At 64.7% G+C, this 23,240-nt stretch carries 15 protein-coding genes; 4 read left to right on the forward strand and 11 right to left on the reverse strand.

Features of this window, described 5'->3' with window-relative positions; translation table 11 throughout:
- Window positions 1-60: 60 nt before the first annotated feature.
- On the reverse strand, window positions 61-1,470 hold the full coding sequence (locus AC07OP_RS20995; RefSeq protein ID WP_495102373.1) for an OprD family outer membrane porin: 1,410 nt from the start codon (window positions 1,468-1,470) through the stop codon (window positions 61-63).
- Between the two features lie 288 nt (window positions 1,471-1,758).
- Here AC07OP_RS20995 and hglS point away from each other — a divergent pair, with 288 nt between their 5' ends.
- Window positions 1,759-3,135, forward strand: coding sequence for a 2-oxoadipate dioxygenase/decarboxylase HglS (gene hglS, locus AC07OP_RS21000; RefSeq protein WP_495102374.1), 1,377 nt, complete (start codon window positions 1,759-1,761; stop codon window positions 3,133-3,135).
- A gap of 258 nt (window positions 3,136-3,393) precedes the next feature.
- Here hglS and AC07OP_RS21005 read toward each other — a convergent pair whose 3' ends face one another.
- On the reverse strand, window positions 3,394-3,618 hold the full coding sequence (locus tag AC07OP_RS21005) for a DUF465 domain-containing protein (RefSeq protein ID WP_027608652.1): 225 nt from the start codon (window positions 3,616-3,618) through the stop codon (window positions 3,394-3,396).
- A 175-nt stretch (window positions 3,619-3,793) separates the two neighbouring features.
- On the opposite strand from AC07OP_RS21005, the gene tkt reads away from it, so the two are divergent.
- Window positions 3,794-5,851, forward strand: a complete 2,058-nt coding sequence (tkt, locus tag AC07OP_RS21010; protein WP_495102375.1) for a transketolase — start codon at window positions 3,794-3,796, stop codon at window positions 5,849-5,851.
- Between the two features lie 119 nt (window positions 5,852-5,970).
- On the opposite strand, the gene uvrA is transcribed toward tkt, so the two are convergent.
- The 7 genes from uvrA to AC07OP_RS21045 form a co-directional block, all read right to left on the reverse strand.
- On the reverse strand, window positions 5,971-8,490 hold the full coding sequence (gene uvrA / locus AC07OP_RS21015) for an excinuclease ABC subunit UvrA (RefSeq protein WP_495102376.1): 2,520 nt from the start codon (window positions 8,488-8,490) through the stop codon (window positions 5,971-5,973).
- Window positions 8,487-10,199: an ATP-binding protein gene (locus AC07OP_RS21020; protein WP_495102377.1), complete on the reverse strand. Its 1,713-nt coding sequence runs from the start codon at window positions 10,197-10,199 to the stop codon at window positions 8,487-8,489. Before AC07OP_RS21020 ends, uvrA begins: the two co-directional genes overlap by 4 nt.
- 109 nt (window positions 10,200-10,308) lie before the next feature.
- Entirely contained in the window at window positions 10,309-13,380 is a 3,072-nt protein-coding gene (locus AC07OP_RS21025) for an error-prone DNA polymerase (RefSeq protein ID WP_495102378.1), read from the reverse strand.
- A gap of 129 nt (window positions 13,381-13,509) precedes the next feature.
- Window positions 13,510-14,925 carry a Y-family DNA polymerase gene (locus AC07OP_RS21030; protein ID WP_495102379.1) on the reverse strand — a complete coding sequence of 472 codons (1,416 nt, stop codon included), beginning with the start codon at window positions 14,923-14,925 and terminating at the stop codon, window positions 13,510-13,512.
- Window positions 14,926-14,932: 7 nt separating this feature from the next.
- Window positions 14,933-15,547, reverse strand: a complete 615-nt coding sequence (gene imuA / locus AC07OP_RS21035) for a translesion DNA synthesis-associated protein ImuA (RefSeq protein WP_495102380.1) — start codon at window positions 15,545-15,547, stop codon at window positions 14,933-14,935.
- On the reverse strand, window positions 15,547-16,164 hold the full coding sequence (gene lexA / locus AC07OP_RS21040) for a transcriptional repressor LexA (RefSeq protein ID WP_495102381.1): 618 nt from the start codon (window positions 16,162-16,164) through the stop codon (window positions 15,547-15,549). The genes imuA and lexA overlap by 1 nt, the downstream gene beginning before the upstream one ends.
- A 92-nt stretch (window positions 16,165-16,256) precedes the next feature.
- Window positions 16,257-17,165 (reverse strand): LysR family transcriptional regulator, encoded by a 909-nt coding sequence (locus AC07OP_RS21045; RefSeq protein WP_027608660.1) that lies wholly within the window; start codon window positions 17,163-17,165, stop codon window positions 16,257-16,259.
- A 204-nt stretch (window positions 17,166-17,369) separates the two neighbouring features.
- Here AC07OP_RS21045 and AC07OP_RS21050 point away from each other — a divergent pair, with 204 nt between their 5' ends.
- A complete protein-coding gene (locus tag AC07OP_RS21050) occupies window positions 17,370-17,768 on the forward strand; it encodes a helix-turn-helix domain-containing protein (RefSeq protein WP_027608661.1) in 399 nt (132 codons plus the stop codon).
- 58 nt (window positions 17,769-17,826) lie between these two features.
- The gene (locus tag AC07OP_RS21055) at window positions 17,827-20,589 is read left to right on the forward strand and encodes an ATP-binding protein (protein ID WP_495102382.1); all 2,763 of its coding nucleotides are present in this window, start codon (window positions 17,827-17,829) and stop codon (window positions 20,587-20,589) included.
- Here the strand turns inward: AC07OP_RS21055 and AC07OP_RS21060 are convergent.
- On the reverse strand, window positions 20,536-22,059 hold the full coding sequence (locus AC07OP_RS21060; RefSeq protein ID WP_495102383.1) for an ATP-binding protein: 1,524 nt from the start codon (window positions 22,057-22,059) through the stop codon (window positions 20,536-20,538). The genes AC07OP_RS21055 and AC07OP_RS21060 overlap by 54 nt on opposite strands.
- A gap of 95 nt (window positions 22,060-22,154) precedes the next feature.
- Window positions 22,155-23,105: a GlxA family transcriptional regulator gene (locus tag AC07OP_RS21065; RefSeq protein ID WP_407694837.1), complete on the reverse strand. Its 951-nt coding sequence runs from the start codon at window positions 23,103-23,105 to the stop codon at window positions 22,155-22,157.
- Between the last annotated feature and the right edge of the window lie 135 nt (window positions 23,106-23,240).

The raw sequence follows: 23,240 nt of genomic DNA on the forward strand, positions 1-23,240 counted from the left end.
CATCGCCTACCAGGTGAGGAGCAGTGTAGAGCCCAATGACGCCCGGTTGCACATGAAGACTTAGAAGATGGCGTAGGTGTAGTTGAAGATCAGGCGGGTCTGGTCCTGGTCGGCGGTGCCGGTGTTTTTGCCGTGATAGGTGCCGGTACGCAAGGTGGTACCGAAGCCTTTCAGAGGCCCGGCCTGCACCACGTAGTCCAGGCGGAAGTCGGTTTCGTTTTCTTTCTGGTCAGGGCCACCCGCGACCTTCGACTTGATATCCGTACCGTCCAGGTAGGCCACGGACGCTTTCAGGCCCGGCACGTAGGCCTTGAAGTCATACGCGTACTGCCCGAAGTTGACCTGCTCGCCCGCCCGGGAGAACTGGCCCACCACCGCATCGGTGAACAGGTAGAAGTCGCTGCCGCCGGCACCTTGGGCATGCGGGTCGGCAAGGCTGCCCTGGTTGACCCAGACAAAACCACCATCGTCACCCACGCCAATGTGACCAAGCATCAGGCTGCTGCCGCCCAGTTGGTAGGTGAACGCGGCACTGTAGGTTTTGTTGTCCACTTCGTTGGCGTGCTTGGCGTAGCCGCCGTTGTTGTTGAATTGGTAGCCACTCTCGCCATTCTTGCCGTCGCTGCTGCTGTCGAAGTAACGCAGGTCGGTCTTGAACGACTGGTCGTTGCCCAGGGGCAGCACGTGGACCAAGCCGACGTAGTTCTGTTTGTAGAAGTCCTGCAACTGGGCGTAGTAGTACTGCAACGTCAGGTTTTTTGCGATGGCGTTGTCGGACGAACCAAACGGCTTGTAGTCCACCCCACCGAATTTGAAGCTGTCGCTGTCGCGCGTACCGCCGGCCACGCTCAAGCCCGTGGCGTTGCTGGAGGCACGGCCTTCGGCACGGTTCAACTCGCCGCCGGTGAAGGTGACGTTGGGAATATCGTTGGAGGTGAGGATGCCGCCGTCAAAGGTTTGCGGCGCCACGCGGCTGTCGTTGGAGACCAGGATCGGCAGCACCGGCGCCAGGCCACCACCGACATGCAACTCGGTCTGGGAAATGCGGAACTTCACGTTGCCGGCCGCGCGACCGAAGGCATCGGCCGGCTCGGTGCCGTTGTTTTTGGTCGGGAAGAAGCTGTTGCCATTACCCGCCAGGCCCGGGCCCGCAGTGTGACCATCGCCGCCGTCCAGGCGCAGGGCGCCGAAGGCCATCACGTCGAAACCCAGGCCAACGGTGCCTTGGGTGAAGCCGGATTTGTAGTCGAAACGCAGTGCGGTAGCAGCTTCGCGCAAGTCGTTGTTGGTGCCCGAGCGGTTATCTGCGCTGTAGTACATGGTCCGCGAACTGACGGACGCATGGCTGTCTTCGAGAAAGCCGCTGTGACCATTGCCCGTGCCCAGCGCGCCGAGCCCGAAGTCATCAGCGTAAGCCTGTTGCGCAAGAACGGCGGCGGTGATCGACAGCGCCAGTGTAGAAATTTTCATTAACTGCGGCCCCTGAATGTTTTTTTATCGTGTTTGGCGTGCAAACCCACTGTCGGCTCTGCAAACGTGACGATTCTTTCATGCCGGCCAGGGCGGACCTCGTGAAGCTTTCTTTAGAAAAGGGCCTGGAAAATGAAATTTCCCTACCGCCGTTTTTTGTCATATTCACGTCATTTCATTCATTTGCAGAATGAAGTCCAGAGGATTCTTCGTTTGCACGCGCGCCCACAGCCCAACAAAATCCAGGTATCGGCCGCGCCCATCAGCATCGTGATCAGGAATTTTTCTATGCACAGCACCGCACATGTCAGCCCCGACGAGATCCGCAAGGGCTTTTCCAAGGCCATGTCCGACATGTACCGAGATGAAGTTCCGCTGTATGGCGCACTGATGGAGCTGGTCGCCGCCACCAACGCCCGCGTACTCGCCAGCGAACCGGACCTGGCGCAACAGCTGCAACGCACCGGTGAGATCCAGCGCCTGGACATGGAACGCCATGGCGCCATCCGCCTCGGCACCGCGGCGGAACTGGCGACCATCGGCCGCCTGTTCGCGGTGATGGGCATGCAGCCGGTGGGCTACTACGACCTGACCCCCGCCGGCGTCCCGGTGCACTCCACTGCGTTCCGCGCCGTGCACGAAAGCGCGCTGCAGACCAGCCCGTTTCGCGTGTTTACCTCGCTGCTGCGCCTGGAGCTGATCGAAAACCCCGAGCTGCGCGGGTTTGCCGAAACCGCCCTGGCCAAGCGCTCTATCTTCACCCCCCGCGCCCTGGCGCTGATCGAACAAGCGGAGAAGGACGGTGGCCTCAACTCTGCGGATGCCGATGAGTTTGTGCGCCAGGCCCTGGAAACCTTCCGCTGGCACCACACCGCGACCGTGACCGCCGCGCAGTACCAGCAACTCAGCGACCAGCACCGCCTGATCGCCGACGTGGTGGCCTTCAAGGGCCCGCACATCAACCACCTGACCCCGCGCACCCTGGACATCGACCAGGTCCAGGCCGCCATGCCCGGCAAGGGCATCACCCCCAAGGCCGTGATCGAAGGCCCGCCCCGCCGCCAGTGCCCGATCCTGTTGCGCCAGACCAGCTTCAAGGCCCTCGACGAACCCATCGCCTTCACCGATGCCCAGGGCAGCCACAGCGCGCGCTTCGGCGAAATAGAACAACGTGGCGTGGCGCTGACGCCCAAGGGCCGTGCGCTGTACGACCAGTTGCTGAATGCCGCGCGCGACGAACTGGGCGCCTTCCCCAACGAGGGCAATGCCGCGCGCTACATGCAGTTGATGGAGCAGCACTTCCAGGCCTTCCCGGATAACCACGGGCAGATGCGTGAGCAGGATCTGGCCTACTTCCGCTACTTCGCCACGGAGAAAGGCCTGGCGGCACGCGGCCAGGCCGATCAACCGCGCACACTGGAGGCACTGGTCGCCGCCGGCCATGTGGCTGTCGAACCCTTGGTGTATGAGGATTTCCTGCCAGTGAGTGCGGCGGGGATTTTCCAGTCGAACCTGGGGGATGGGGCGCAGAGTCATTACGCGGCCAATTCGAACCAGGCCGAATTCGAGAAGGCCCTGGGGCGCACGACTGTCGATGAATTGAAGGTGTATGGCGAGACGCAGCAGCGCTCCATAGATGAATGCACCCGGGCACTGCTGGTGTAGAAACGGAAAGTGCCCACCCGGCTCACCGGCGCAATCCTTGCGCCGCAGCAGTCCCCAGGGCCGGGTGGGCGAGCGGGATCATAGGCAGTGGCGTGAATGATGCCCCTAAGACAATCCTGAATAAATACGCTGTGCTTTTTGTAGGAGCGAGCTTGCTCGCGAAAAACTTGAGAACGCCGCGTTAAATCAGAAGAGCTGCGTAATCGTTGACGCTCTTCGCGAGCAAGCTCGCTCCTACCGGTGGGTCAAGATTTTCATTTAACCCAATCGCCCCACAATCTCGTCTTTGACCAACAGGCGTTTCTTCTTCAGCTTCTCCACCTCCTCATCGCTGGCCTTGGCCGATTCCGCCTTCAGCACCTCCCCATCGGCCGCATCGTATTGAGTGAACAGCGAGTCCAGGCGTTTGTCGTTCGCCCTGCGTTCGTGAACGGCTTCCTTGCTCAACCCCAAATCCTGATACAGGTCGTGTTTCACTGGCATGGCGTACCTCCGCAAGTTGATCAATGGCTTACCCCCTTGAAGCTAGCCCATTCCAGCCGGTCTTGTCATGTTCAGGGTCAATCCATCCCCGTTCGTCGCGGCGCGGGCAATGGGATCAAACCTTTGCCACACCCCGCCCTCCACTGTAAATCGCCACCCGAGGGAGAACGGTTTCATGACTCATGCTGCCACCGCTGTCGACACCCAATGCATCAACACCCTGCGCACCCTGGCCATGGACGCCGTGCAGAAGGCCAACTCCGGCCACCCCGGCACGCCCATGGGCCTGGCGCCGGTGGGGTATACGCTGTGGAGCCGCTTCCTGCGTTACCACCCCGAGCATCCCGACTGGCCCAACCGTGACCGCTTTGTGTTGTCGGTGGGGCATGCGTCGATGCTGCTGTATTCGCTGCTGCACCTGGCCGGTGTGGTCGAGATCGATGCCCACGGCAAACGTTCGGGGCAACCGGCGATCAGCCTGGACGATATCAAGCAGTTCCGCCAGATGAGCTCCAAGACCCCCGGCCACCCCGAGTACCGCATGACCACCGGTGTGGAAACCACCACCGGGCCGCTGGGCCAGGGCTGCGCCAACAGCGTCGGCATGGCCATGGCCCAGCGCTGGCTGGGCAAGCGTTTCAACCGCGACGGCCAGGTGCTGTTCGACTACAACGTCTACACCCTGTGCGGCGACGGCGACATGATGGAGGGCATCAGCAGCGAAGCCGCGTCCATGGCCGGGCACCTGAAGCTGGATAACCTGTGCTGGATCTACGACAACAACACCATCAGCATCGAAGGCCACACCGAGCTGGCCTTCAGCGAAGACGTGATCAAGCGCTTCCAGGCCTATGGCTGGCACACCGTGCACGTGACCGATGCCAATGACCTGCAGGCCTTGAGCGAAGCGCTGAACACCTTCAAGGGCAACACCGGCGCGCCGACCCTGATCGTGGTCGACAGCGTGATCGGCTACGGTTCGCCACACAAACACAACACCGCCGCCGCCCATGGCGAGCCGTTGGGCGATGAAGAGATCTGCCTGACCAAGGCTGCGTATGGCTGGCCGCAGGATTCCAGCTTCCTGGTCCCCGACGAGGCCCGCACGGTGTTGCGTGACGCCCTGCTGGAGCGCAGCCGGCCGTTGTATGACGCCTGGCAGCACAGCCTGGCGCAGCTGCAGCAGCACGAGCCGCAACTGGCCGAAGAGCTGCGCCGCATGCGTGCCGGCGAAATGCCGGAGCATTGGCAGGATGACCTGCCCGGTTTCGACCCCGACGCCAAGGGCGTGGCCAGCCGTGCCGCCGGTGGCCAAGTGCTGAATGCCTTTGCCCGGCAGATCCCGTGGCTGCTCGGCGGCTCGGCGGACCTGTCGCCCTCGACCAAGACCAACCTCACCTTCGACGGTGCCGGGCGTTTCAGTGCCGACGACTACAGCGGGCGCAACCTGCACTTCGGCATCCGCGAACACGCCATGGGCGCGATTGCCAACGGCATGGCGCTGTCCTACCTGCGGCCGTACACCTCGACGTTCCTGGTGTTCAGCGACTACATGAAGCCGCCGATCCGCCTGGCCGCGATCATGGAGCTGCCGGTGGTGTTCGTGTTTACCCATGACTCGATTGGCGTGGGCGAAGATGGGCCGACCCACCAGCCCATCGAACACCTGACCCAACTGCGCGCCACGCCGGGGCTGCTGACCCTGCGCCCCGGCGACGCGAATGAAACCCTGGAAGTGTGGAAGGTCGCACTGGCGCAGACCCACCGGCCAAGTTGCGTGATACTGTCCCGCCAGCCACTGCCGACGCTGGATCGTACGAAATACGCGGCGGCATCGGGGGCGGCCAAGGGCGCCTATGTGCTGGCGAGGGCAGATGATCCTCAGGTGATTCTGCTGGCGAGCGGCAGTGAAGTCAGCCTGGCGGTCGCGGCGTATGAGCAATTGAAAAGCGCAGGGATTCCCGCGCAGGTGGTTTCAATGCCCAGCTGGGAACTGTTCGAAGACCAGGACCAGGCCTACCGCGACAGCGTGTTGCCGCCGGCAGTGAAGGCCCGGGTAGTGGTGGAACAGGCCGGCCCCTTGGGCTGGGACCGCTATGTCGGCCAGACCGGCGCCAAGGTGGTGATGAACAGCTTCGGCGCGTCGGCACCGTTGGCGAAGTTGCAGGAGCAGTTCGGGTTTACGGTTGAGAATGTGGTGAAGCAGGCCAGGGCACAGATCCAACTGACCTAACGCTGAGCAAAATGTGGGAGGGGGCTTGCCCCCGATGGCGGTGGCTCAGTCAAATCATTAGCGACTGACACTCCCTCATCGGGAGCAAGCCCCCTCCCACATTTGGACTACATCGCTTGTCAGAGCAGCTCTCGGGCCAGGAATGGAGCGGTGCGGCTGGTTTTGTTTTTGGCCACCTTCTGCGGTGTCCCACTGGCAACCACCTTGCCGCCCAGGTCCCCGGCTCCCGGTCCGATGTCGATCACCCAGTCACTCTGGGCCACCACACGCATTTCATGTTCCACCACGACCACCGTATGCCCCCCATCCACCAGTTGATTGAGCTGGCTGAGCAGGCGGTCGACGTCCCGTGGGTGCAGCCCGGTGGTGGGTTCGTCCAGCACATACAACGTCGCGCCCCGGGCATTACGTTGCAGCTCGGTGGCCAGTTTGATGCGTTGCGCTTCGCCGCCGGACAGTTCCGTCGCCGGCTGCCCAAGGCGCAGGTAACCCAGGCCGATATCCCGCAGCACGTGCAGTGAACGCAGTACCCCAGGTTGTTCGGCGAACACCTCCACCGCTTGTTCCACGGTCAGCCCCAGCACCTGGGCGATGCTCAGGCCTTGCCATTTGACGGCCAGGGTTTCAGGGTTGTAGCGCGCGCCGTGGCAGGTCGGGCACGGTGCGTAGACGCTCGGCATGAACAGCAATTCGACGCTGACAAAGCCCTCGCCTTCGCAGTTCGGGCAACGGCCCTTGGCGACGTTGAAGGAGAACTGCCCGGCGTCGTAATCGCGCTTCTTCGCCGCCGGCGTGGCGGCGAACAACTTGCGCACGTTGTCGAACAAACCGGTGTAGGTCGCCAGGTTGGAACGCGGGGTGCGGCCGATGGGTTTCTGGTCCACCTGCACCAGGCGGCGGATGTGCTCCAGGCCGGCACTGATGCGCCCGCCGCTGATTTGCGGGGCGTCGTCTTCCAGGCTCGGCTCTTCGTCGTTTTCCACCCGGCTGCCGAGGCCGCTGCCCACCAGTTCCAGCAGCGCCTGGCTGACCAGGCTGGACTTGCCCGAGCCGGAAATACCGGTGACCGCCGTGAAGCAGCCCAACGGGACATCCACGCTCAGGTCCTTGAGGTTATTGCGCGTGACGCCTTCCAGGCTCAGCCAACCGCTGGGTTCACGGCGCGCCGGGTTCCCAGGGCACTTGTCGGCGAACAGATAGGCCCGGGTCTGCGAGGCCTCAACGTCCGCCAGACCGGCAGGCGGCCCGCTGTACAGCACTTGCCCACCGTGCTCGCCAGCAGCCGGGCCCACATCGATCAGCCAGTCGGCGCGGCGCATGGTTTCCAGGTCATGCTCCACCACAAACAACGAATTGCCCGCCGCTTTCAAGCGTTCGAGTGCGCTGAACAACGCTTCGCCATCCGCCGGGTGCAGGCCTGCCGAGGGCTCATCCAGCACATAGATCACCCCGAACAATTGCGAACCCAATTGCGTGGCCAAGCGCAGGCGCTGCAACTCCCCGGACGACAGGGTCGGCGTGCTGCGCTCCAGGGACAGATAGCCCAACCCCAATTCGATCAAGGTATTGACCCGCTCCAGCAGATCCGCGGCGATGCGCTGCGCCGCCAGGCGCTTTTCCACCGACAGCTTCATCTTGTCCTGCCCCGCCGCCACCGGCCGCAACAACGCGGCCAGTTGCGTCAATGACAGTTGCGACAACTCACCAATGTCCACCCCGGCAAACTTCACCGACAGCGCGGCCTTGGTCAACCGCTTGCCCTCGCACAACGGGCAGGCGCTGCCCTGCATGAACTGCGACACACGCTTTTTCATCAGCGCGCTTTGGGTGTGGGTGAAGGTGTGCAGGATATAGCGCCGCGCACCGCTGAAGGTGCCCTGATAGCTAGGCTCCAATTTGCGTTTCAGCGCTTCGCGGGTCTGCTCGGGGGTGAAACCGGCATACACCGGCACGGTGGGGGTTTCTTCGGTGAACAGGATCCAGTCGCGCTGTTTTTTCGGCAGTTCGCGCCAGGGGATATCCACGTCATAGCCCAGGGTCACGAGGATGTCGCGCAGGTTCTGGCCCTGCCACGCCAGCGGCCAGGACGCCACCGCGCGCTGGCGAATGGTCAATGACGGATCGGGCACCATCAGCGCCTCGGTCACTTCATACACGCGGCCCAGGCCATGGCACTGCGGACACGCGCCCTGGGGCAGGTTCGGCGAAAAGTCCTCGGCATACAGCATCGGCTGCCCCGCCGGGTAGCTGCCGGCGCGCGAGTACAGCATGCGGATCAGGCTCGACAAGGTGGTCACACTGCCCACCGACGAGCGCGCACTCGGCGTACCGCGCTGCTGTTGCAACGCCACGGCGGGTGGGAGGCCCTCGATGCTGTCCACATCGGGCACGCCGACCTGGTCGATCAGGCGCCGCGCATAGGGCGCCACCGATTCGAAATAGCGACGCTGGGCTTCGGCGTACACCGTGGAAAACGCCAGGGACGATTTGCCCGAGCCGGAGACGCCGGTAAACACCACCAGGGCATCCCGGGGAATGTCCACGTCGACGTTCTTCAGGTTGTGTTCGCGGGCGCCGCGCACCTTTACGAATCCAAGGTGCTGGGCAGTGATCGGAGGCATGTTGCGCTGTGACGTCATGAACAACCTTGTCTGGCGGTGAGCACGCTGCGCAACCGTTGCGTCAGGGCCTCGGGGCTGTAGGGTTTGCTCAGCAAATGAATGTCAGCGCTGAGCAGGTGATTGCTGGAGAGGATGTCGCGGGTGTGCCCCGAGGTGAACAGCACCGCCACCGGCGGCGACTGGACGCGGGCCCACTCGGCCAGGTCGGTGCTTTTGATACGGCCGGGCATCACCACATCGGTGAAGATCAGGTCGGGCCGCACGCCGTCCTGCAAGGCTTGCATCGCGCGGTCGCCGTCTTCGGCGGTCAACACCGTGTAGCCTGCCTGTTCGAGCAGGTCCACCACGGTCACCCGCACATCCTCGTTGTCCTCCACCACCAGGATGGTCTCCTGGCCCATGTCGTGGGGCACGGGTTCTGGGTGAGTCTCCTGGACTTCTTCGCCCAGGCTGCGCGGAAAGTACATTTGCACCACGGTGCCCTTGCCCTCCTCGCTCCACACGTCCACATGCCCACCGCTCTGGCGGACAAAACCAAACACCATGCTCAAGCCAAGGCCGGTGCCGTGGCCATCGCGCTTGGTGGTGAAAAACGGCTCGAACACCCGCGACAGGATCGCCGCCGGCATGCCCACGCCAATGTCGGTGACGGCCAGGCGCACATACTCGCCTGGCTTGATGCTTTTGCCGCGGCAATCCTTGGGGTTGAGGATGATGTTTTCGCCGGTGATGCGAATCACGCCTTCGCCTTTCATGGCGTCGCGGGCGTTGATCGCCAGGTTGAGCAGCGCATTTTCCAACTGGTTGCGATCGACGTTGATGCACCAGGAATCCTGGGGCAGCTGCACGTCGATATGAATGGTTTCACCCAACGCACGTTGCAGCAGTTCGCCCAGCCCGGCATAGATGCGCTGCGGGTTATACACGGCCGGTGACAACGGTTGGCGCCGGGCAAAGGCCAGCAGCTGCGAGGACAGTTTGGCGCCCCGCTCCACCGCAGCGATGGCCGCCGTGACCCGCCGCTGCACCTGGGCATTCTCCGGTTCATGGCGGGCCAGCAGGTGCAGGTTGCCGGCGATCACTTGCAACAGGTTATTGAAGTCATGGGCCACGCCACCGGTCAGGCCACCAATGGCTTCGAGCTTTTGCGACTGGCGCAGTTGGTCTTCGGCGGCGGAGCGCGCCTGGACTTCGGCGGCCACCCGTTGCTCCAGGTTATGGGTCAACTCCTGGCGCACGCGTTCGGAATGCACATGGGCGGTGGTCTCCACCACAATCGCCAGCACACCGGCCGGCTGCTGGTCATCCCCGGCGACGGGGCTGTAGTAGAGATCCAGCCACACCGTTTCCGGCTGGCCGTTGCGCAGCAGCACCAGGTCTTTATTGTTGAACGATAGGGTGCCGCCGGCCAGGCAGGTGTCTACCACATGGCGGTTGAAGTCGGCCACTTCCGGCCAACCCAGCTCCACCGGCGTGCCGAGCAAATAAGGATGGCGGCCACCGGCAAACACCGAATAGCTGTCGTTGTAGATCATGTACCCCGCCGGCCCCCAGAGCATCACCATGGGCACGGGGGATGCCAGCATCATCTGCACGGTACAGGCGAGGCTGGTGGACCAACGGTCAAGGGGTCCCAGGTCGGTGGTTGACCAGTCAAATGCGCGAATGCGCTGGGCCATTTCGCCGGCCCAACCTTCACAGCCGTGGGGGTCGGATAAGAATTGCATCGTTCGGCTCTGCGCAGAGAAAGGACGGTCGCAAAATTTGGAGCGTATCAAGGGGCGATGGTTTCATTTTGTATAAATTAGGGGGTAATCATCGCCGGCGCTACCCGCCTCAGTGAAAATCCCGGCTGCGCACCGTGATGCCGTCCAGCAGCGGCGTCAGGTCGGTCAGGCGCCCGGCGATCAGGTGCCGCACCTCGCCCACCGCCTCCCAACGCCCGTCCACCTTGAGCAACCGCGACCCCACCAGAGCCTGGCGCTGGCGTTCGGCCAGGTCGCGCCAGACCACCACATTGAGGTTGCCGAATTCATCTTCGAGGGTGACAAAGGTCACGCCACTGGCCGTGCCGGGGCGCTGGCGACCGGTGACCAGCCCGGCGACGCTGACAGTGCGCCCATGCTCCACCGCCTGCAGTTCATTCGAGCTGCGGCAACGCCGTTTACGCAGCTCGGCGCGCAGCAGCGCCAATGGGTGCGGGCCAAGGGTGGTGCCAAGCAGGGCGTAGTCGGCGTGCAGATCCTCGCCCACCGTCGGTTTCGGCAGTTCCACCCGCGCCTCATCGGGACTGGGCAGGCCAGCGAACAAGCCAAGCTGCTTATGCACCCCTGCCACGGCCCAGCGCGCCGTATGCCGGTTGCCGGCCAGGGCGCGCAAGGCCCCGGCATCCGCCAGCAACGCCTGGGTGCGCGCATCCAGCCCGGCGCGGGCGTCCAGATCGGCAATATCCCTGAACGCCCGGCGCTGACGTGCGGCCTCGATACGCCGCCCATCCTCTTCGCGAAACCCCGAGATCATGCGCAACCCCATGCGAATCGCCGGTTGCTGGCCATCGATGGGTTCCAGGCTGCAATCCCAGTCGCTGGCCTGCACATCCACCGGGCGGATCTGCAAGCGATGGCGCCGCGCATCCTGCAGGATCTGGTCCGGGCTGTAGAACCCCATGGGCCAGCTGTTGATCAACGCACAGGCGAAGGCCGCCGGCTCATGGCACTTGAGCCAGCAACTGGCGTAGGTCAGCAAGGCAAAACTGGCGGCGTGGGACTCGGGGAAACCATAGCTGCCGAAGCCCTTGATCTGTTCGAAGATCTGCGCGGCAAAAGCCTCGGTGTAGCCGTTTTTCAACATGCCGGTGCGCAGGCGTGCTTGATGCGGCTCCAGGCCACCGTGGCGTTTCCAGGCGGCCATGGAACGGCGCAACTGGTCGGCCTCGCCGGGGCTGTAGTCGGCGGCGACCATGGCGATCTGCATCACCTGTTCCTGGAACAGCGGGATGCCCAGGGTGCGTTCGAGCACCGTCTCCAGTTCCGGCGACGGATAGGTGGTGGGTTCCTCTTTGTTACGCCGGCGCAGATAGGGATGCACCATGCCGCCCTGGATCGGCCCGGGGCGCACGATGGCCACCTCGATCACCAGGTCATAGAATGTTTGCGGCCGCAACCTGGGCAGCATCGACATCTGCGCCCGCGACTCGATCTGGAACACGCCGATGGTGTCGGCCTTGCTGATCATCGCGTAGGTGGCCGGGTCTTCCTTGGGGATCGTCGCTAGCGACAGGTCACGGCCACGATGGCGGCGCAGCAGATCGAAACAGCGGCGGATCGCGCTGAGCATGCCCAGGGCGAGAATATCCACCTTGAGCAGGCCGACCGCATCGAGGTCATCCTTGTCCCACTGGATGATGGTGCGCTCGGCCATGGCGGCGTTTTCCACCGGCACCAGGGTATCCAGCGGGTATTCGGAAATCACGAAGCCCCCGGGGTGCTGGGACAGGTGCCGGGGAAAACCGATCAACTGTTGGGTGAGCGTCAGCACACGGCGCAGGATCGGGCTGTCCGGGTCGAAGCCGCCTTCGCGCAAGCGTTCCAGGGGCGGCGCATCGTCACTCCAGCGCCCGCAGCATTCAGCCAGCGCGTTGATCTGGTCCGGCGGCAAGCCCAGGGCCTTGGCCACATCGCGCACCGCACCGGCCGCGTGGTAACTGCTGACCACCGCCGTCAGCGCCGCGCGGGTACGGCCATAGCGCTGGAACACGTACTGCAGCACTTCTTCGCGACGTTCGTGCTCGAAGTCGACGTCAATGTCCGGCGGCTCGTTGCGCTCCTCTGACAGGAAGCGCTCGAACAGCGTACTCGTCAGGCTCGGGTCTATCTCGGTGATGCCCAGGGCAAAACACACCGCCGAGTTGGCTGCCGAACCCCGGCCCTGGCACAGGATCGACCGGCTGCGGGCGAAGCGCACGATGTCATGCACGGTGAGGAAGTAGCTTTCGTAACCCAGTTTGCTGATCAGTGTCAGCTCGTGATGGATCTGCTGCAACGTCTTGGCATCGACCCCGTGGGGCCAGCGCCGGGCGATGCCTTCGTCGGTGACGGCGCGCAACCAGGATTCGGCATCGTGGCCCTCGGGCACCAGCTCGCGCGGGTAGTGATAGCGCAACTGGCCAAGATCGAAGTGACAGCGCTGGGCGATGGCCAGGGTTTCGTCGAGCAGCGCCTGCGGGTACAGCGTGGCCAGGGCGTCGAGGCTGCGCAGATGCCGCTCGCCATTGGGGTGCAGACGCGTGCCGGCGTCGGCCACCGGCACGTGATGGCGGATCGCGGTCATGGTGTCTTGCAGGGCGCGGCGGCCACGGGCATGCATATGCACATCGCCGCAGGCCACCGCCGGAATCTGCAGGCTGGCGGCCAGGTGCAGGCGTTGCTCCAGATGCCGCGCATCGTCCTGGCCGCAGTGCAGGTGCACCGCCAGCCACAGGCGTTCGGCGAAGGTACGGCGCAGCCAGTGGATGGAGGCCTGGGTGTCGCTGTCTTCGGCGACCCACAGCGCCAGCAGGCCGGGCAACGGCTGCTCGAAGTCTTCCGGCAGCAGGCGGTAGTGGCCTTTTTCAGCCCGGCGTCGGGCCACGGTGATCAAGCGGCACAGGTGCTGGTAGCCGCTGAGGTCCTGCACCAGCAACACCAGTTTCGGGCCGTTTTCGATGCGCACTTCGCTGCCGATAATCAGCGGCAAGCCCACCGCCTTCGCCGCCTGCCAGGCCCGCACGATGCCCGACAAGGTGCATTCATCGGTGATCGCCAAGGCGCTGTAGCCCTGGCGCTTGGCCCGCTCGAACAACTCCAGGGCGCTGGAGGCACCGCGTTGGAAGCTGAAGTTGGACAGGCAGTGCAGCTCGGCATAACTCATGGCCACCGCCGCCTGTAGGAGCGAGCTTGCTCGCGAAGCGCGTTAACGATGACGCGGGAGCCCTGGGTCATCGCGGTGCCCTTGCGTTTTTCGCGAGCAAGCTCGCTCCTACAGAGGCCGGTTGCAGCCTCATGCGAACCAGCCTTGCAGCCATAGCCCGTCGTTTTGCCCCACGCTGCGATAGGCCCAGCCTTGCTGGCCGGCGCGGGTCTGGATCAGGTAGTAGTCGCGGCGAATATCAGCACCGTCCCACCAGCCGGATTCGATGCGCTCCGGGCCCATGAGGATCTGCACGCCCTGCTCGGCCAGCAAGGTCGGTTCGTCAAGCAACCAGCCGGGACGCCGCACCTTGCTCAAGGTGGCGCACGGGCTTTTATCCGCCGCCATTTGCCAGGCGCATTCGGGGCGATGGTCGGCATGGAAGCGCAGGCCTTGCACCGCCTCATCCCCCAGGCGCGCGCGCAGGCGTTCGCGCAGTTGTTCCCACGGCAGGGTCTGTTGCGGGCGATCGTCGAACAGGTCCTGGCGTTGCGGCACGAACACCGGCAGGTCCTGGGCCACCAGGCGAAAACCGCGCACCGGCGAGGTGACTTGCACGTGCTCCAGGCGCCCACGGGCCAGTTCGAACAGCATCGCCGGCTCACGCTCGGCGCTCAGCAGGCCGACCTTGATCACACTGTCCGGTGCATCGGCATGTTCCAGGTGCAGGTCGAAACGCTGCACGCCACTGTCACGGCCGCAGAGGAACGCCGAGAGGTCGCCGGTCAGACGGCGCAGGGGGAATAACAAGGCCTGGTGGGATTGCACATCGAAATTCAGCTCGATGCGCACATCGAACTGGTCCGGCGGCTGATAGAACGCCAGGGCCAACGGCCGTTGTCCGGTCAAGGCATCGAGGTGCTTGAGCAGGCTGGCGTCAAAGCGCCGCGCCAGGGTGTGCCGGGGCAACGCCTGCACCTGGGCCAGGGTACGCAGGCCCATGCGCGACAACGCGGTGGCCGCTTGCGGGTCGAGGCCGGCGCGGTCGATGGGCAGTGGCGCCAGGGCCTGGAGCAACGCATCCTCATCGGCCACGGCCAGGCCATCGTAGAGATTGGCCAGCACCCGCGCCGCCGCCGGGTTGGGGGCGGCGACGATACGGTGACGAAAGCCCAGCTCGCCCAGTTCCTGGCGCAGGCGTGCCTCGAACCGAGGCCAGGGCCCGAACAGGCCCAGGCTCGATTCGATCTCGAACAGCAAGGCACGCGGGTAATACACACTGACCTGGGAGCTGAAGCGGTAGGCCCAGGCGGCGAGGAACTGCTGCCAGCGCTCGATCTCCACGGGGTCGTATTCGGCACAGGCAAAGGTCTTGGAAAGGGCATGGGCGGCCGTCAGCGATTGCCCCGGGCGCAGGCCCAATGCGCGGGCGGCGTCATTGACAGTTTGCAGCACGCGCCGCTGCGGCGTGCCGGCCAGCAGCGCCAGGGGTTGGTCGGGCTCGGGGTGCAGGCGCTGCACCCCGTCCAGCGCCAATTGCGGGAAGACAATACACACCCAGCGCATGGCAACCTCAGTGCCCCGCCAGTGCAATCGGCGCCGGATGAGCCAAGCCACCCCGGCACTTGAGCACCCGCACCCGGGCAGGTTTGGCCTCGACGGCCAGGCGCAGGGCGGCGGGCGAAGGGTTGATCGCTTCACTCAAGGCGCGCCAGGCAAACGCCAGGGTCTGCCCGGTTTCCGCAGCCACCTGCAAGCGACGCAAGGCGCGGTCATCCGCCTTGTGCGGCCAGCACAGCACCGCGCCGCAACTGCCGGAGCGCAGGCATTGTTCCACCGCCCACAGCACATCGCGCGCCTCGGCCTGGACCACCGACAGCTGGCGCAAATCCACCCCGGCGTTCTGCCACGCGTGGGGGTACGGGGTGTAGGGCGGCGCCACCAGCACAATGCGCTCGCCCGCCGCCGATAATCGCGCCAGGGTCGGCAGCACCAGTTGCAGTTCGCCGATACCGTCCCTGGCCATCAGGATTTCGCTCAAGGCCGACTCCGGCCAGCCGCCCGTGGGCAGCACCGCATCCAGCGCCGCCAGCCCCGTAGGCTGCACGCTGGCCGGAGGCGCCACAGGCCGGCCTTTCCAGACGCGGCCGCCATTGAACAGCATATCCAGTGCAACCACGGCGCCCATCAGCCTTGCCTCACCAGGCCGCAGAACACCCCTTCGATGGCCAGGTCCTGGTCGGGCCCGACCACAATGGGTTGATACGCAGGATTGCGCGGCAGCAGGCGAACACGCTCGCCACTGCGTTCGAAACGCTTGATGGTGACTTCACCGTCCAGGCGCGCCACCACAATCTGCCCGTTCACCGCTTCGGCACTGCGGCGCACGCCCACCAGGTCGCCGTCGAGGATGCCGTCCTCGATCATCGAATCGCCTTGCACGCGCAACAGATAATCCGGGGTTTTCGCGAAAGTGGCGGGGTCGAGTTGCAGGCGGCTGTGCACGTCGGCATCCGCGCCGATGGGCCGGCCGGCTGCCACTCGGCCGAGCACCGGGACATCCAGCCACTCCGGGCGCAGGGGCTGGTTGAGCAAACGAATGCCGCGCGCCTGGTTGGGGTTGACCTCGATGAAGCCGGCTTCGGCCAGGGCCACGACGTGCTTGCGCGCGACGCTGCGGGAGGCAAAGCCGAACGCCTCGGCGATCTCGGCGAGGCTGGGGGGTTGGCCTTGCTGCGCGATACGGTCGCGGATGAAGGTCAGGATGGCGGTGCGGCGGGGGGTCAGGGTCGTCATGGAGTACATTTGTACTCCTCTGGGAAATTTCTTACAAGAGCCGGTAGTCGGGGCTGGAGGTTACGCAGATCAAACTATGGGAGGCCCAGAAGCCGCCAAGCTCATCCCCCTCCCGCCATATGCTGCGCAATCCTGCCCCTCAACCACCGCTCCGCCGGGTCATTGTCGTGCACCCCACTCCACACCATCGACAACTCCGCCGCATCGATCGCAAACGGCGGATCCTCTGCCCGCAGCGCCGTGCCCTCGGTCAACGCACACGCCGCATAGTCGGGCACCGTGGCAATAATCTGCGTACCGGCCAGCAGCGCCCGCAAGCCACTGAACTGCGGTACCGCCAGCACCACCCGCCGGGCACGGCCGATACGGGCCAGGTCCAGGTCGATATTGCCGCTCAAGTCCCCCGAGAACGACACCATCGCATGGGGCCGTGCGCAATAGTCGTCGAGGGTCAGCGGTTCGACGCCATCATCCCCGCGCAGCACCTTGCAGGGAATGTCCCGCAGTTTCCTGCGCTTGGCATTCGCCGGCAGTTCAGTGGTGTAGCTCACGCCCACCGAGATCTCGCCACTGGCCAGTAACGCGGACATCAGCAGGTAATTGGCGCGGCGTACCACCACGATAATGCCCGGGGCTTCTTCGCGCAGTTGGCTGAGCAGCGGCGGGAACAGGCCGAACTCGGCGTCGTCGGACAGGCCGATGCGGAACACCGCACAGCTGGTGGAAGGGTCGAAATCCTTGGCGCGGCTGACTGCGCCTGAAATGGTGTCCATGGCCGGTTGCAGCTCCTTGAGTATCGCCACGGCACGTGGCGTGGGCTCCATGCCCCGGCCGTTGCGCAGCAGCAACGGGTCGTCGAACAAATCTCGCAGCCGGCCCAATGCCGCACTCACCGCCGGTTGGCCCATGAAGAGCTTTTCGGCGACCCGGGTCAGGTTCTTCTCGAACATCAGCGCTTCGAAAATCACCAACAGGTTCATGTCGACGCGGCGCAGGTCATTGCGGTTCATGGCGGTATCCAAACGGTTAGCAGGCTCCCAGCTAAGCAGACAGGACACTGCCTGGATTGCATGCCTGTGCTGTCTTTTCCGCGACCGAACCTGGCGAAATTAACAACGATTAACTCGCCAGCCAGACGGTACGGCGCCAAAAATGAGCCGGTCTACACTGCATCCATTCACCGGGAACGCTCCCATCGACTGCGGATATCCGTCATGGCCCGACCTGCGTATTGTGCTCCTCGCTTATCCGCCACCGGCGGCCTGTGCCCCCGGCGCGAACGAATCGCCAAGCAATTGATCCTCGCCAACCTCGGTGAAAGCCTGGCGATTGCCGACCTGGCCCAGGCCTGCGCCCTGTCGCGCAGCCATTTTTCCCGCGCGTTCAAGTGCACCACCGGGCTGTCGCCCCAGGAATGGATACGCCAGCAACGCATCCAGCGGGCCAAGGAGTTGATCACCGGTTCCTCCTTGAGCCTCACGCAAATCAGCCTGGAGTGCGGTTTTTGCGACCAGGCGCATTTCTGCCATATGTTCACGCGCAGCGAGGGCGTCAACCCGATGACCTGGCGAAATCACCAACTGCGTCACAAGCCTCGGGAGATCGCTGCCTAGTGGTCGGCACGCACCTGGAATATGCTGGCCACTTACTTTTCCCAGAGCATGGCCACCCATGAGTGACCCACGCGACCAGGCCGTGCATTTCGGTCCTTACCGCATCCACCCGCGCCAGCGCCTGGTGCTGGAGGCCGGTCGCCCATTGCGCTTGGGACGGCGAGCCGTGGACATCCTGCTGATCCTGCTGGAGCAGGCCGGCACGGTGGTGAGCAAGCAGGAACTGATCGCCCGGGTCTGGCCCAAGAGCGTGGTGGAAGACGGCAACCTGCGGGTGCATATGGCGGCGCTGCGCAAGGCCCTGGGCGATGGCCAGGCCGGGCAGCGCTATATCGTTACGGTGGCCCAGCGTGGCTACAGTTTTGTGGCGCCACTGAGCATCGAGCCGATGAGCCTACCGACCGAAGGCGCCCCCCAACGCCCGAGCCACAACCTGCCGCTGCGACGCACGCGCATGCTTGGCCGCCAGGCCCTGATCGACAGCCTGGTACAGCAGCTGCCCGAGCAACGCTTTATCACCCTGACCGGCGCCGGCGGCATCGGCAAGACCACCGTCGCGTTGCGCGTTGCGGAATTGTTGATCGGACATTACCGCGACGGTATTCGCCTGCTGGACCTGGCACCTCTCAGCGCGCCGTCGATGATCCTGCCCAATCTCGCCGCGCTCCTCGACCTCACCCACACCGAGCATGAACCGTTGCCCGTGTTTGCACGCCGCCTGCAGGAGCACCAGTTGCTGCTGGTGATCGACAACTGCGAACACCTGCTGGACGACATCGCGCTGATCAGCGAGGCCCTGCTGCGCCACGCGCCCCAATTGCACATCCTCGCCACCAGCCGCGAAGCCTTGCGCGCCGAGGGCGAGTCGGTGCAGCGCCTGGAACCCCTGGCCTGCCCGCCCGCCACCGGTAACCGCGCCCAGGCCCTGGGTTATCCGGCCCTGCAACTGCTGATCGAGCGGGCCATGTCCCATCAGGACAGCTTCGAACTGAGCGAAGCCGAACTGCCCCTGGCCATTGATATCTGCCAACGCCTGGACGGCATCCCCCTGGCAATCGAGTTGGTGGCCGCGCAGATCGAGCGCTTCGGCTTGCCCGGCCTGCTGGTGCAGATGGAAGACAACTTCCGCCTGCTCACCCGTGGCCGACGCAGCGCCCTGCCCCGCCATCAAACCCTGCGTGCCACCCTGGACTGGAGCTTCGAATTGCTCACCGGCTGCGAGCAAATCTGCCTGCGTCGCCTGGCGGTGTTCCGCGGTGGTTTCAGCCTGGCCAGTGCAGCGGCGGTGATCGCCGGGCAACAGGTTGCACCGGCCGAGGTGCTGGGTTCTATCACCCAACTGGTGGCGAAATCCCTGCTCACGGTGGAAGCCGGGGATGACGAGGTGGTCTACCGCCTGCTGGACATCACCCGCACCTATGCCCTGGAAAAACTCAGCGTCGCCAATGAACTCGATGCCACCCGTGAACACCACGCCAAGCGCTGCCTGGTGCTGATGAACCAGGCGCAGGACGATTGGGAACAGACCGCCACCCAAACCTGGATCGACCGCTATGCGCCGCTGCGCGAAGACATTCGTGCCGCCCTCGACTGGGGCCTGGGCGACCAGGGCGTGCACCTGCTGGGTATTCGTCTCACCGTCAGCGCCATGCCGTTGTGGCAGGAGCTGTCGCTGCTGCGCGAACACGGCCTGTACGTGGGCAAGGCCCTGGCGCGGCTGGGGCAATCGAGCACGCCGAGCCCGCACTTGAACATGGCCTTGCAGTTGGCCTTCGGCAGTTTCTCCTATCACACCCAGGGCGGTACGCCGCAGACCATCGAAGCCTTTGCCCATGCACGGCGCCTGGCCGAAGCCGACAGCAACCTGGTTGGCCAACTGCGCGCGGTGTCGGGGCAAATGGCGGTCAGCCTGTGTGGCGGCAACTACCGCGAGGCCCTGGAGCAAAGCCTGCATTTCGACCGGTTGGGGCCACAGGCCGAGCCGTTGCTGGCCCTCAGCGCCCAACGCCTGAGGGTGCTGGCGCAGCACTTCGCCGGCAATCAGATACTGGCGCAGCAGAATGCCGAACAGGTGATCCAGCGCATGGCCCAGAGCGGCCATCTCAACCGGTTTACCCACGGCTTTGGCGTGCAGTACGACCAGAGCGTGGCCTCGTTGACCATCCTCGCGCGCATCCTGTGGCTGCGCGGTTTTCCCGAACGTGCGTGGCGCACCGCCAGCCAGGCGCTGGAGCTGGCGTTGCAGATCAACCACGGCACGTCGATTTGCTACACCCTGGCCCTGGCCGGGGTGGTCATCGCCCATTGCAACGGCGACACCCTTGCAGCCCGCGACCGCTTGGACCTCCTCCTGCAACAGGCGCAAAAGCATTCGGTGCAGTTGTTCCACACCTGGGCGCAATGCTACGAAGGCACGGCGCAGATCGCCGATATGCAGGGATTGGGGCTGGTCGAAGACATCCTGGTGACCTTCAACGCCCGTGCAGTGGATGAGGCCTTGTTCGAACGCGCCCGGAGCGGTGCGGGCGGCTGGTGCAGCCCGGAAATCCTGCGCGTGCGCGCCGAGGCCATGCCCGATGCCAACGGGGCTGAGGCGCTGCTGCTCGAAGCCCTGGAGTTGGCACACCAGCAAGGCGCGCTGGCCTGGGAGCTGCGCTGTGCGGACTCGTTGGCGCGGCGGTGGCAACAGCAGGGTCGTCTGCAGGCCGCCCGCGACCTGCTGGGTTCGGTCTACGCGCGATTTACCGAAGGCTTCGCCACCCAGGATCTAGTCCGCGTACGCAGCCTGCTCGACGAGTTGCAGGACAAACGGCCGGCCTGAGAACGTCCCCAGGTAATGCCCATAGCCCTGCTGCAAACGCGCCACCTGCTGCGGGTTGCGCAGGAGTGCCAGGCCATAGCTGCGCATGCTGTTGAGCAGACGATAGCGCGGATAGCCCGGACCGGGTTCGAGGCTCAACAGCGAGGTGCCGACCAGGCGCCCGAGCAGGTACGACAAATCGGCGTGCTCCAGCTCGGTGCCGGCCACCAGCTTACCCAGGGTGGGCAAGGTCACGGCCATCTTGAACAGGCTCAGTTGCAGGAACAGCCAGCGCTCCGGCAGGCTCAGGCGCTCGTAGGTCCAGTCCAGGGCGGCGGTCAGGGATTGGTGGCGCTCCACCGCTGTGCGGCGGCCCCGGGTCAGTACCTGCACTCCACTGTGCAACTGCGCCTGTAGACCGCGCACGCCCAGCGCATCCACTTGGGCTGCCGCCAGTTCAAGGGCCAGGGGAATACCGTCGAGGCGCCGGCAGATGTCCCGCAACGGTGCCAGGTCCTGTCGGCGCAACACAAAGCCCTGTTGGCCGGCACACGCCCGGGCGACGAACAGCTGCACGGCGGGGAACGCCATCGCCTGTTCAACACTGCCCAACGCCGACGGTGCCGGCACGCCCAGCGGTGGGACGCGCAGCACCCATTCGCCTGGGGCCTGCAACGCTTCGCGACTGCTGACCAGCACGCTGACCTGGGGCGCATTTTCGCGCAGCGCCCGTAAAAGATGTCGACAGGCACCGAGCAGCAGGTCGGCGCCGTCGAGTACCAGCAGCAATTGCCGGGAGACCAGCTGGCGGCACAACTGCGTGACACTGCCGCCGGGTTCCAGATGCAGCACCGTGGCCAGGTGGCGCAGCATCATCAACGGCGCCTCCACCGTGGCCAGGTCGATCCACCACACACCGTCGCGATAGCGCGGCAACACCCGCTCGGCCAGCGCCAGGGCGAGGCTGCTCTTGCCCACGCCGGCGCAACCGGTCAGGGTCATCAGGCGCTGCCCGGACACACGCCGCACCAGCACGCCCAGCAGTTCATCGCGACCGATCAGCGGGCTGAGCCGGGGGGCAAGGTTATGTCGGGGCAGCACCGCGGCAGCCGCGACCCGCACGGGGGCGGCGAAGCAGTAACCGCGCTGGGGGTCGTTGATAATCAAGCGTTGCCCGTCAAGGGCACGGCGCAGTGCAGCGATGTGCACCCGCAGGTTGTTCTCTTCCACCACGCTGGACGGCCAGACCCGCTCGATCAGGGTGGCCTTGCTGATAAATTGCCCTGGCGACTCCAGCAGCACCGCCAGAATATCCAATGCCCGCCCGCCCAACGGCACCGGCCAACCCGCCTTGCTCACCAGCCGCTGCTGCCGATGAAAGGCATAGTCACCGAAGCGCACCGTGCTATCCGCGTCAATCGCCTGAGGCATATTCATGTCTGCAATCGCGCTGGAACACCCGGTCTTGGGCGTCCGCGCATCCTTTTCCATGGGCTCGACGTTATCTTGCCAGCTACCCGTGACAGGGCAATGCTGGCACGGGGAGCGATACGGACAATCGGGTGCGCGAGACGGACATCCTGTCGTTAACTGAACTGCTGGCGATATTGGGTCGGGTTGAGGCCGAGTTTTTCACTGAATAGAAAGCGCATGTGCCGTACGCTGCCGAAGCCTGCGTGGAACGCCACGGTCTTGAGCGGCAGGTCGGTGGTTTCCAGCAGTTGCCGGGCGCGGTCGATGCGCGCGCCCTGCAGGAAGGCCATGGGCGTCATCTGTACGTCCTTGGCGAACAACCGGGCAAAGTGGCGCGGGCTCATGCCGGCCAGTTCGGCCATGGACTCGATGGTGAAGGGCTGGTCCAGATGGGCGAGCACATGGTTCTGCACGCGGGTGATCGCGGTTTCCTGGGGCGCCACGGACGCGGTCATCGGGCTGAACTGGGCCTGGCCGCCCTGGCGCTTCATCACCACCAGCAGCACCTTGGCCACATCCACCGCCACTTGCTTGCCATGGTCCTGGGCGACGATCGACAGCGCCAGGTCGATACCGGCGGTGACCCCGCCCGAGGTAATCAACCGCCCGTCCTGCAGGTAGATGCGATCCGTCTCGACGATGGCCTTGGGGAAGGCCTTGATCAGGCGCTCGGTGTAGTGCCAGTGGGTGGTCACGCGGCGTTCGTCGAGCAGCCCGGCGTGGCCCAGCACAAAGGCGCCGGTGCAGATCGAGCCGAAGCGCCGCGCCCGTGGCGCCGCCGCTTTGAGCCAGGGCAGCAGCGCCGGATGGCATTCGTTATAGGCACCCGGGCCGCCGGGCACCAGCAGCAGGTCATATGCCGCCTGGGCCTGGTCCAGCAGCAGGTCAGTCTGGACCAGCACCCCATTGGAAGCGCGCAACGGACCGGGTTCGGTACCCAGGGTGAGAATCTGGTAATGCTCCGCCGCCGGCAGGTAGCGGTTGGCAATGGAAAACACTTCGAGCGGCCCGGCCATGTCCAGCAGGAGGAAGTCCGGGAACAGCGCCATGGCCACGGTTTTCATACAGGAAGCATCCATCAAGGGGAAAGAAAGCGGCAGGCATTATGGCATGCCTTTAACTGTCAATCTGAGAGAGACAGTTATTCAGATTTCAGCTTCTTAATGAATATTTCAGTTACCAGTAACCTTCTTCTCAAC

It is taken from the genome of Pseudomonas sp. GW821-FHT09D08 (assembly GCF_059416305.1).

Excerpts from the sequence above, each read along its gene's own strand:
- AC07OP_RS21005 (WP_027608652.1), bottom strand. The coding sequence starts at position 3,618 with ATGCCAGTGAAACACGACCTGTATCAGGATTTGGGGTTGAGCAAGGAA.
- AC07OP_RS21045 (WP_027608660.1), bottom strand. The coding sequence starts at position 17,165 with ATGAACCGCAATGACCTGCGCCGCGTCGACATGAACCTGTTGGTGATT.
- uvrA (WP_495102376.1), bottom strand. The coding sequence starts at position 8,490 with ATGACGTCACAGCGCAACATGCCTCCGATCACTGCCCAGCACCTTGGA.
- AC07OP_RS21030 (WP_495102379.1), bottom strand. The coding sequence starts at position 14,925 with ATGCGCTGGGTGTGTATTGTCTTCCCGCAATTGGCGCTGGACGGGGTG.
- lexA (WP_495102381.1), bottom strand. The coding sequence starts at position 16,164 with ATGTACTCCATGACGACCCTGACCCCCCGCCGCACCGCCATCCTGACC.
- AC07OP_RS21060 (WP_495102383.1), bottom strand. The coding sequence starts at position 22,059 with ATGGAAAAGGATGCGCGGACGCCCAAGACCGGGTGTTCCAGCGCGATT.
- AC07OP_RS21050 (WP_027608661.1), top strand. The coding sequence starts at position 17,370 with ATGGCCCGACCTGCGTATTGTGCTCCTCGCTTATCCGCCACCGGCGGC.
- hglS (WP_495102374.1), top strand. The coding sequence starts at position 1,759 with ATGCACAGCACCGCACATGTCAGCCCCGACGAGATCCGCAAGGGCTTT.
- AC07OP_RS21055 (WP_495102382.1), top strand. The coding sequence starts at position 17,827 with ATGAGTGACCCACGCGACCAGGCCGTGCATTTCGGTCCTTACCGCATC.
- tkt (WP_495102375.1), top strand. The coding sequence starts at position 3,794 with ATGACTCATGCTGCCACCGCTGTCGACACCCAATGCATCAACACCCTG.
- AC07OP_RS21020 (WP_495102377.1), bottom strand. The coding sequence starts at position 10,199 with ATGCAATTCTTATCCGACCCCCACGGCTGTGAAGGTTGGGCCGGCGAA.
- AC07OP_RS21065 (WP_407694837.1), bottom strand. The coding sequence starts at position 23,105 with ATGAAAACCGTGGCCATGGCGCTGTTCCCGGACTTCCTCCTGCTGGAC.
- imuA (WP_495102380.1), bottom strand. The coding sequence starts at position 15,547 with ATGGGCGCCGTGGTTGCACTGGATATGCTGTTCAATGGCGGCCGCGTC.
- AC07OP_RS20995 (WP_495102373.1), bottom strand. The coding sequence starts at position 1,470 with ATGAAAATTTCTACACTGGCGCTGTCGATCACCGCCGCCGTTCTTGCG.
- AC07OP_RS21025 (WP_495102378.1), bottom strand. The coding sequence starts at position 13,380 with ATGAGTTATGCCGAGCTGCACTGCCTGTCCAACTTCAGCTTCCAACGC.